Genomic DNA, 8,631 nt, shown 5'->3' on the forward strand with positions numbered 1-8,631 from the left:
TGCACCGAGTGCGGCAACTGCATGGTCGGATGCCGGGTTGGCGCCAAGAACACGCTGCGCAAGAACTACCTGGCCCTGGCCGAGAACCTCGGCGTCGAGATCCGCGCGATGCGCACCGTGACCCGGCTGGGAGAGGTGCCCGGCTCTGGCTCGGGGGGCGGTGACCCGGTGTACCGGGTGCTGCACGAGCGCACCGGGCCGGTCGGCGGGCGCGACGTCCAGGTCGTGACGGCGCGGCACGTCGTCGTCGCGGCCGGCGCCTGGGGCACCCAGACGCTGCTGCACGCGATGAAGGAGGTGGGTGAGCTGCCACGACTCTCGTCCTACCTCGGGCACCGCACCCGCACCAACTCCGAGGCGCTGCTCGGCGCGGTGAGCCAGCGGGTGCCGCCCGAGGACGTCGACCTCACGAAGGGGGTCGCGATCACGACGTCGTTCCACGTCGACGAGGACACCCACGTGGAGAACTGCCGCTACGGCAAGGGGTCGAACGCGATGGGCCTGCTCGCCACGGTGGCCGTGCCGGGCGGCACGGGGCGCCCCCGGTGGCTCGAGCTCGCCCGACAGGTCGGCAAGGACCCGTGGGGGTTCCTGCGGCTGATGCCGATGGCGCGCCGGTGGAGCGAGCGAATGGTCATCGGGCTCGTCATGCAGAGCCGGGACAACTCGTTGGCGGTGTCGGGCAAGCGGGGCCTGTTCGGCCGGCCGGGGCTGACCTCGCGGCAGGGGCACGGCCACCCGAACCCCACGTATATCCCGGAAGGGCACGAGGCCATGGAGGCCCTCGCGCATCGGCTCGGGGAGGCCACGGGGGAGTACACCGCAGCCGGTGGCTCGTGGTTCGAGGTCTTCGACGTGCCGATGACGGCGCACTTCCTCGGCGGGGCGACGATCGGGTCGTCTCCGGACCGAGGGGTCGTGGACGGCTACCACCGGGTGTGGGGGCACCCCGGCATCTCGGTCGTCGACGGGGCCGCGGTCTCCGCCAACCTCGGGGTGAACCCGTCGCTGACGATCACGGCGCAGGCCGAGCGCGCGATGTCGCTGTGGCCCAACCGTGGTGACGCCGACCCGCGCCCGTCCCAGGACGAGCCGTACGCCGTGGTGGCGCCGGTGGCTCCGGTGCGCCCCGCCGTGCCGGCCGGGTTCCCGCGCCGCCCGCCGGGGCCGGTTCCGGTTCCGGTGTCGGGGCCGGTGCCGATGTCGGGGCCGGTGTCGGTGGGCCACGCGACAATGGGGGGATGAGCAGCGCTCCACCCGGTGGCTGGACCTTCACCGCGACGATCTGGCGCTGGAAGGAGGGTGCTTGGCGCTTCGTCACCGTGCCCGAGGACGTCAGCGACGACGTCGACGAGCTCGTCGGGGACGCCACGGGGGGCTTCGGGTCGGTGCGCGTCGAGGTCACCGTGGGGTCGAGCACCTGGCTCACCTCGCTGTTCCCGTCGACCGAGCAGGGGGCCTACATCCTCCCGGTGAAGAAGGCGGTCCGCAGGGCCGAGGGGGTCGGCGACGACGACCCGTTCGAGGTGACGATCCGGCTCGTGGGCCGCTGACGGCATCCGACGGCGTGTCGTGTCTCGGGATTTGGCGGGCCGTTTGAGACCTACGTACCGTTGTGTCGTATGCAGGCTGTCACCGAACCGGTCATCGACCTCATCGAGTCCGTTGGCGAACTCGGCGTCGGGGCCCTGCTGGCGCTCGAGACCGTGCTGCCGCCGATCCCCTCCGAGGTGATCCTGCCGTTCGCGGGCTACGCGGCTGCGACGGGTCGGCTCGACCCGGTGCTCGCGTGGGCGGCCGCGACCGTGGGAAGTGTCGTCGGTGCGTTCATCCTCTACGGCCTGGGGCGGGCGCTCGGGTACGACCGGCTGCTCGACCTGTCGCGTCGCCGCTGGTTCTTCCTGCTGAGCACGGCTGACCTCAACCGCGGGCACCGGTTCTTCGCCAAGCACGGCCGTGCCGTGGTGTTCTTCGGGCGCTTCATCCCGCTCGTTCGGTCGGTGGTCTCGGTGCCCGCAGGGATCGAGCGGATGCCGGCGCCGCGGTTCGCGGCGCTGACCGCCGCGGGGAGCGGGATCTGGAACGCGCTGTTCATCGCCGCCGGCTACCAGCTCGGTGAGAACTACGCGGTCATCGAGCAGTGGATCGCGCCGGTGAGCACTGCCGTCGTCGTGTCGCTCGCGGCCGGGCTGGTGTGGCTCGTCGTGCGCCGCCGACGAGCCGTGGACGGAGAGTCCTCCGATGTGGTGGACGGCGACGGTTCGGGCGAGCCCTCTGAGCCTGAGTTGGAGCTCACCTCGCGCTGACCGGGTCGTTGCCTGGTCAGGCCTCGTCGCGCCAGGAACGCCACAGCGCCGCGTAGGAGCCGTCCCGCGCGATGAGCTCGTCGTGCGAGCCGAGCTCGCTGATGACGCCGTCCTCGACGACCGCGACCCGGTCGGCGTCGTGGGCGGTGTGCAACCGGTGGGCGATGGCGACCACCGTGCGACCGTCGACGACCGCCGCGAGCGACCGCTCGAGGTGGCGGGCCGCGCGCGGGTCGAGCAGCGACGTCGCCTCGTCGAGCACGAGGGTGTGCGGGTCGGCCAGCACGAGCCGCGCCAGCGCGAGCTGCTGCCCCTGGGCCTCGGTGAGCGGGTGCCCACCGGAGCCGACGACGGTGTCCAGACCGTGGGGGAGGGCGGCGGCCCACCCCGCGGCATCCACCGCGGCCAGCGCCTCGTGAAGCTCGTCGTCGGTTGCCTCCGGGCGGGGCAGCCGCAGGTTCTCGGCGACGGTGCCGACGAAGACGTGGTGCTCCTGGGTCACGAGGGCCACCTCGCCGCGCAGCACCGGCAGCTCGAGGTCGACCAGGGGAACGCCGCCACCGGTGACCCGGCCGGTGCGCGGCCCGTCGATGCCGGCGAGCAGCCGCCCGAGGGTCGACTTGCCCGCCCCCGACGGGCCGACGATGGACAGCCGTTCGCCGGGCTCGAGACGCAGTGAGACGCCGTGCAGCACGTCGCGGCCCTGGCGGTAGGAGTAGCGGACGTCGTCGACCTCCATCTGCTCACCGACGGGTTGGGCCCCGGAGGCGACCCGGTCGGGCGGCACCTCGGCCACCCCGAGGATGCGGGCCAGTGACGTCGCCGCGAACTGGATCTCGTCGAGCCAGGAGATGAGCTCGCCGAGCGGGTCGAGCAGCTGCTGCACGTAGAGCGTCACGGCCGTGGCTGCCGCGATGGAGATGTGACCCTCCCAGGCCAGCCACCCACCCCAGAGCACCGAGGTGGCGATGGGCAGGAAGAAGCCGATCTCCAGCCACGGGAACCAGCGCAGTCGCAGTCCGAGCGTGTAGGCCTCGGCGTCGCCACACTCGTCCATCGCCTCCTGGAAACGACGACCGCGGGCGGTCTGGAGGCCGAGGGCATCCATCGTGCCGGCACCCTCGATCGTCTCCGACGCGACGCCGTTGAGCCGGGCGTAGGAGGCGTGTTCCCACAGGTAGCCGTCGCCGGCGCGGCGCAGATACCAGCGTGACGTCGGCACGTGCACGACAACCGCCGTCAGCAGCGCGAGCGCGGCGAGCGGGGAGGTGAGCAGGGCCGCGACCGCGGTGGCCGTCACGGTCGTCACCGCCACGACGATGGCCGGGATGCCGAAGCGGATGATGTGCGCCAACGAGTCGATGTCGTTGGTCGTGCGCGCCACGAGGTCGCCGGTCCCGGCGCGCTCGACCGTCGACAGGGGAAGGCGCACCGACGAGGTGATGAAGTCCTCGCGCAGGCGGGCGAAGATGCGCTCGGACAACACGAACGAGGCGCGTCTGGCCACCCAGGTGAGCACCGTCTGGGTGAGGATCGCGGCGACGAGCAGCCCGATGAGGACGTCGACCCGGCGCAGGCTCGGCGACCCGGTCGTGACCTCCTGCACCACCTGGCCGACCACCCACGGGCCGACCAGGGCCACGAGGGCGGCGATGCCGTGCCAGAGCAGGACCCAGGTCAGCGGGCCGCGGTGGTGGCGCAGCAGCTCCTTGCTGTGGGCTCGGACCGTCGCGGTGGTCGCGATCGGCAGGGTGCGTGCCGCGTGGTCGGTGCGGCCGAGGAGCGGTGACATCAGTCCTCACCTCGCAGCACGACGTCGCGGTAGGCCGGATGCGTGCGCAGGAGGTCACGGTGGCGCCCGGTGGCGGTGGCCGCCCCGTCCTGCACGAACAGCACGGTGTCAGCGGTGTCGAGCAGGAGCGGGCTCGCCGTGACGACGACAGTGGTGCGTCCCGCACGGCGCGCGGCAAGTCGCTGAGCGATGCGGGCCTCGGTGTGGGCGTCGACGGCACTGGTCGGTTCGACGAGCACGAGCACCTCGGGGTCACGAAGCACCGCCCGCGCCAGGGCGAGCCGTTGGCGCTGCCCGCCCGACAGGGCACGGCCGCGCTCCTCGAGCTCGCCGTCCAGACCGCCGTCGAGCGAGTCGATGGCATCCGAGGCGCTCGCGACGTGCACCGCGACCTCGCGCGCAGCGTCGTCGGCGCCGCCGAGGGCGTCGCGCACCGGCCCGCTGAACAGGTGGGGGTCGGCGCCGGAGACGACGACCAGCGAGCGGACCCGGTCGATCGGCAGGTCGTCGAGGTCGACCTCGCCCCAGCGCACGCCGTGGCGCCCGGGCAGCAGCCGGCCGAGGCGCTGGGCGATCTGCGCGGTGTCCTCGGGGTCGGCGCTCACCAGGGCGGTGAACTGCCCGGGCACGACGACGACGCCGGATGCCGGGTCGACCAGGTCCGCGCTCACGTCCACCACCGGCGTCCCCCCATCGACCAACAGGTCACCGGAGGTGCGCCCGGCCGGCGCGTGGTCGGGCTCGATCGCGAGGATCTTCACGATCCGGCGGGCGGCGACCCGGGTGCGGGTCAGCTTGTCGACGAACTCCGTCGCCGTGCGCAGCGGCATCGTCAGGAAGGCCGTGTACCCGTAGAAGGCCACCAGCTGACCGGGGGTGATCTCACCGCCGACGGCCAGGTGGGCGCCGATGCCGGTGACCACGACGACGAAGATCCCGGGCAACAGCACCTGGGCGGCATCCAACGTCGCCTGCACCGGCGAGAGGCGAACTCCGGCGAGGCGCACCCGCTCCGACTGCGCCGCGTACCGGGCGAGGAAGGTGTCCTCACCGCCGATGCCGCGCAGCACCCGCAGCCCGGCGACGGTGTCGGCACCGAGCGCCGTGAGCTGCCCGGCCTCCTCCCGCTGGGCCTGCTGGCGCCGGTGCAGCGGTCGCACGACGAGGGCGAGTGAGGCCAGCAGCAGCGGCCCGCCGACGAGCATGATGACCCCGAGCAGCACCGATCCGCGCAGCAGGATCGCCGAGACGACGATGAAGCTGACGATGGCGCCGGCCAGGCGGGCGGTGACGTCGAAGACCTCGCCCATCCGCCAGAAGTCGCTCGCGAAGCTCGTGACGACCTCACCGGCCGGCATCTGCCGGGTCACGGCCGGCCCGGCCCGCCGCACCGCGCGCTCGGTGACGACCGCCGTGCGAAACGACGAGATCAGCCAGTTGCGCACGGCGAACCAGTGCCGGCCGTTCGTCGTGACCGCGCTCACCAGCCCCAGCCCCATGATCGCGGCAGCCCACGTCACGAGCGCACGCGGGTCGCGGGCGACCAGACCGTCGTCGACGGCCTTGCCGATCGCCGCCGGCACCAGGGCGATCGACAGCATCCAGGGCACGCCGAAGAGCACCCCGCCGAGCAGGGTGCGCCACTGGTGCCGCGCCAGCCACAGGATGAGGCGGTCGGCGTCCAGCGGCGGGGCCGCGTCGGGGGCGGTCGCGTAGGGCCAGGGGTGAGGAGACATCGCCCGCCCACGCTAGGTGCGCCAGCCCCCCTCGGGCCAGCGAGTTTCCGCGGTGACGTAGCCTCGATGGCGTGTTGCGGACCGCCCTTCGGCCTCGGTTTCTCGGCCTCCTCGGTCTCGTGGTGGTCGTGGGCATCGCGTTCGCCTTCCTCGGCCGCTGGCAGCTCGGGGTCGCCGAGAGCCGCTCGTACCGTGAGGCCGTCGAGCAGGCCCGTGCCCAGGAGCCGGCGGCGCTGACCTCGGTGCTGGAGCCGCACGCGCCGTTTCGCGGCGACCTGTCCTCACGCCCGGTGACGGCGCAGGGCAGCTACGCCCCCGACGGTCAGCTGCTCGTGCCCGACCGCCGGCTCGACGGGGTGAGCGGGTCGTGGGTGCTCACACCCTTCGTCGTCGAGGGGTCCGGTGCCACGATCGCGGTGGTGCGGGGATTCGTGACCAACCCGGCGGATGCCGGGGCGCCCCCCTCGGGCCCCCTCACCATCGCGGGTGGGTTGGCGCCGGGGGAGTCGCCGTCCTCCGTGCCGGTGGCGGCTGGCGAGATCGGGTCGATCGACCTGTCGTTGCTCGTCAACACCTGGCCGGGGGAGCTGTACAACGCCTTCGTCTTCCTCGAGTCCGAGACCCCGCAGGCTGCCGGCCAGCCGACCAGGGTGCCGACGCCGCTGCCGGACACGAGCATCCAGTGGCGCAACGCCGCGTACGCCGTGCAGTGGTGGGTCTTCGCGTTGTTCGCCCTCTGGGTGTGGTTCCGGATGGTGCGCGAGGAGACCCGCCGTGAAGCTCTGCTCGAGGCGCCGGGAGATACTGGGTCCCGTGACGACGCCTGACTCCCGCACCCACACCATCGACGACGTCGAGGGGGCCCGCTCGCGGCTGACCTTCTTCAAGGTCATGGCCTTCATCGTCGGCGTCGGGCTGCTCGTGCTCGTCGTCGAGATGGTGCTGTCGTACGGCTTCGGGCTCAAGGGTGAGGACAACCCGCTGTACTGGTGGCCCCAGCCGCACGGCTTCATCTACATGGTCTACCTCGTCGCCACGGCCCTGCTCGGGTTCAAGATCGGCTGGTCGCTGACGAAGATGGTGCTCGTCATGCTCGCCGGCTGTGTGCCCTTCCTGTCGTTCTGGGTCGAGCGCCGTGTTGCCCGACAGGTCGAGTCCGAGCTGGCGGCGGCGCGCCAGTAACCTGTGCGGGTGAGCGAGTCCCCCAGCACGCAGCCCGAGAGCACCCACCTCGCCGACCGGCCGGTGCTCGTCGTCGACTTCGGGGCGCAGTACGCCCAGCTCATCGCCCGCCGGGTGCGTGAGGCCAACTGCTTCAGCGAGGTCGTGCCGCACTCGATGCCGGTGGCCGAGATGCTGGCCAAGGACCCTGCCGCCGTGATCCTCTCCGGCGGGCCGTCGTCGGTCTACGAGGACGGCGCACCGAGCCTGGACCCGGCGCTGCTACAGGCCGGGGTGCCGGTCTTCGGCATGTGCTACGGCTTCCAGGCGATGGCTCAGGCCCTCGGCGGCACGGTGGAGCGCACCGGGCTCTCCGAGTTCGGCGCCACCCCCGCCACCATCCTCGACAGCACGTCCACACTGTTCAACGGCCAGCCCGTCGAGCAGTCGGTGTGGATGAGCCACGGCGACTCCGTCTCGGCCGCCCCGGAGGGGATGACGGTGACGGCCACGACCTCAGGAGCCCCCGTCGCGGGCTTCGAGGACGACGAGCGTCACCTCTACGGGGTGCAGTGGCACCCCGAGGTGCTGCACTCGACGTTCGGCCAGCAGGTGCTCGAGAACTTCCTGCTGCGGGGCGCCGGTCTCACGGGTGAGTGGACGGCCGCCAACGTCGTCGATGACCTCGTGTCGTCGGTGCGGGAGCAGATCGGTGACGCGCGCGTCATCTGCGGCCTGTCCGGTGGGGTCGACTCCTCGGTCGCCGCAGCCCTCGTGCAGCGTGCCGTCGGCAACCAGCTGACCTGCGTGTTCGTCGACCACGGGCTGCTGCGCTCGGGTGAGGCCGAGCAGGTCGAGCAGGACTTCGTCGCGGCCACGGGCGTCGACCTCGTCGTCGTCGACGCCAGGGAGCGCTTCCTCACGGCCCTGGCCGGGGTGTCCGACCCCGAGGAGAAGCGCAAGATCATCGGCCGCGAGTTCATCCGGGTCTTCGAGCAGGCCGCACGCGACGTCGTCGGCTCGCACGCGGGCTCGGACGACCACCCCGTCGAGTTCCTCGTGCAGGGCACCCTGTATCCCGACGTCGTGGAGTCCGGTGGGGGCACGGGCACGGCCAACATCAAGTCGCACCACAACGTCGGCGGCCTGCCTGACGACCTGCAGTTCAAGCTCGTCGAGCCGCTGCGGCTGCTGTTCAAGGACGAGGTCCGTCAGGTCGGGCTGGAACTGGGGGTTCCGGAGGCGATCGTCTGGCGTCAGCCGTTCCCCGGCCCCGGCCTCGGCATCCGCATCGTCGGTGAGGTCACCGGCGAGCGCCTGGACATCCTGCGCGCGGCCGACCTCATCGCCCGCGAGGAACTGACCGCGGCGGGGCTGGACCGCTCGATCTGGCAGTGCCCGGTCGTGCTGCTCGGCGACGTCCGCTCGGTCGGGGTGCAGGGTGACGGGCGCACCTACGGACACCCGATCGTGCTGCGGCCGGTGTCGTCGGAGGACGCCATGACGGCCGACTGGACCAGGGTTCCCTACGAGGTGCTGGCCAAGATCTCGACCCGCATCACCAACGAGGTGCGTGAGGTCAACCGGGTGGTCCTGGACATCACGTCCAAGCCGCCGGGCACCATCGAGTGGGAGT

At 72.1% G+C, this 8,631-nt stretch carries 8 protein-coding genes; 6 read left to right on the forward strand and 2 right to left on the reverse strand.

What is annotated here, in order from left to right; all coding sequences use genetic code 11:
- The 3 genes from PLL68_RS10595 to PLL68_RS10605 all read left to right on the forward strand — a co-directional run.
- The coding region (locus PLL68_RS10595) for a GMC oxidoreductase (protein WP_324533881.1) at window positions 1-1,245 on the forward strand (1,245 nt) is incomplete at its 5' end.
- Window positions 1,242-1,553 carry a DUF1905 domain-containing protein gene (locus PLL68_RS10600; RefSeq protein ID WP_324533882.1) on the forward strand — a complete coding sequence of 104 codons (312 nt, stop codon included), beginning with the start codon at window positions 1,242-1,244 and terminating at the stop codon, window positions 1,551-1,553. The genes PLL68_RS10595 and PLL68_RS10600, both read left to right, overlap by 4 nt.
- 69 nt (window positions 1,554-1,622) lie before the next feature.
- Window positions 1,623-2,306: a DedA family protein gene (locus PLL68_RS10605; RefSeq protein WP_324533884.1), complete on the forward strand. Its 684-nt coding sequence runs from the start codon at window positions 1,623-1,625 to the stop codon at window positions 2,304-2,306.
- Between the two features lie 16 nt (window positions 2,307-2,322).
- Here the strand turns inward: PLL68_RS10605 and PLL68_RS10610 are convergent, their stop codons facing one another.
- Both PLL68_RS10610 and PLL68_RS10615 read right to left on the reverse strand, forming a co-directional pair.
- Window positions 2,323-4,098: an ABC transporter ATP-binding protein gene (locus PLL68_RS10610; RefSeq protein ID WP_324533886.1), complete on the reverse strand. Its 1,776-nt coding sequence runs from the start codon at window positions 4,096-4,098 to the stop codon at window positions 2,323-2,325.
- Window positions 4,098-5,834 (reverse strand): ABC transporter ATP-binding protein, encoded by a 1,737-nt coding sequence (locus PLL68_RS10615; protein WP_324533888.1) that lies wholly within the window; start codon window positions 5,832-5,834, stop codon window positions 4,098-4,100. The genes PLL68_RS10610 and PLL68_RS10615 overlap by 1 nt, the downstream gene beginning before the upstream one ends.
- A 71-nt stretch (window positions 5,835-5,905) precedes the next feature.
- Here PLL68_RS10615 and PLL68_RS10620 point away from each other — a divergent pair, with 71 nt between their 5' ends.
- The 3 genes from PLL68_RS10620 to guaA all read left to right on the forward strand — a co-directional run.
- Entirely contained in the window at window positions 5,906-6,661 is a 756-nt protein-coding gene (locus tag PLL68_RS10620) for an SURF1 family protein (RefSeq protein WP_324533890.1), read from the forward strand.
- The gene (locus PLL68_RS10625; protein ID WP_324533892.1) at window positions 6,648-7,016 is read left to right on the forward strand and encodes a DUF3817 domain-containing protein; all 369 of its coding nucleotides are present in this window, start codon (window positions 6,648-6,650) and stop codon (window positions 7,014-7,016) included. The genes PLL68_RS10620 and PLL68_RS10625 overlap by 14 nt, the downstream gene beginning before the upstream one ends.
- A gap of 3 nt (window positions 7,017-7,019) precedes the next feature.
- Window positions 7,020-8,631 (forward strand): glutamine-hydrolyzing GMP synthase (gene guaA, locus PLL68_RS10630; RefSeq protein ID WP_486658343.1); only part of this gene is annotated, 1,612 nt, incomplete at its 3' end.

It is taken from the genome of Ornithinibacter sp. (assembly GCF_035443565.1).
GTDB lineage: Bacteria > Actinomycetota > Actinomycetes > Actinomycetales > Dermatophilaceae > Fodinibacter.

What these genes read in the sequence shown, in the direction of transcription:
- PLL68_RS10605 (WP_324533884.1), top strand. Translation starts at nt 1,623, where the DNA reads ATGCAGGCTGTCACCGAACCGGTCATCGACCTCATCGAGTCCGTTGGC.
- PLL68_RS10610 (WP_324533886.1), bottom strand. Translation starts at nt 4,098, where the DNA reads ATGTCACCGCTCCTCGGCCGCACCGACCACGCGGCACGCACCCTGCCG.
- PLL68_RS10615 (WP_324533888.1), bottom strand. Translation starts at nt 5,834, where the DNA reads ATGTCTCCTCACCCCTGGCCCTACGCGACCGCCCCCGACGCGGCCCCG.
- PLL68_RS10600 (WP_324533882.1), top strand. Translation starts at nt 1,242, where the DNA reads ATGAGCAGCGCTCCACCCGGTGGCTGGACCTTCACCGCGACGATCTGG.